This is a genomic window from Bacillus sp. mrc49 (assembly GCF_002803435.1).
In genome coordinates this window covers 1-391 of the sequence record NZ_PHNG01000313.1, presented here as the reverse complement: position 1 = coordinate 391, position 391 = coordinate 1, and the positions used below count along the sequence as shown (strand labels likewise).

The window sequence follows — 391 nt, the reverse complement described above, 5'->3', positions numbered from 1 at the left end:
GGAATCATTCGTTTTTATCAAATTGCCATTTCTCCATTAAACCCGCCTACCTGCCGTTTTTACCCGACTTGTTCCCATTATGGACTGGAAGCGATCAATCGGTTCGGCCCAATTAAAGGAAGCTGGTTGGCCATTGTCCGGATTCTTAAATGTCATCCGTTCCATCCAGGCGGCATCGATCCGGTTCCGGAAAAAAAGAAAAAAGATGAAGGCCATTAGAAAAAAGCCTTGCTTTCTTCCTTGATTTTTTGTATTATACAGAAGTCAAATCGTAATGATTTCGTTTTTACACATACATTCCAAATCGTAATCAATCCGAATTAAAAAGGAGCAATTCATATGAAGAACCGAGCATGGCTTTCGCTTTTCCTGGTTATCGTGCTGCTGTTAT

The 391-nt window shown here is 40.7% G+C and carries 1 protein-coding gene; it reads left to right on the top strand.

The genetic code is table 11. The annotated features are described in order from the left end of the window. The first annotated feature begins 3 nt into the window (after positions 1-3). Positions 4-219, top strand: a complete 216-nt coding sequence (yidD, locus tag CVN76_RS02115; protein WP_100530168.1) for a membrane protein insertion efficiency factor YidD — start codon at positions 4-6, stop codon at positions 217-219. Positions 220-391 lie beyond the last annotated feature (172 nt).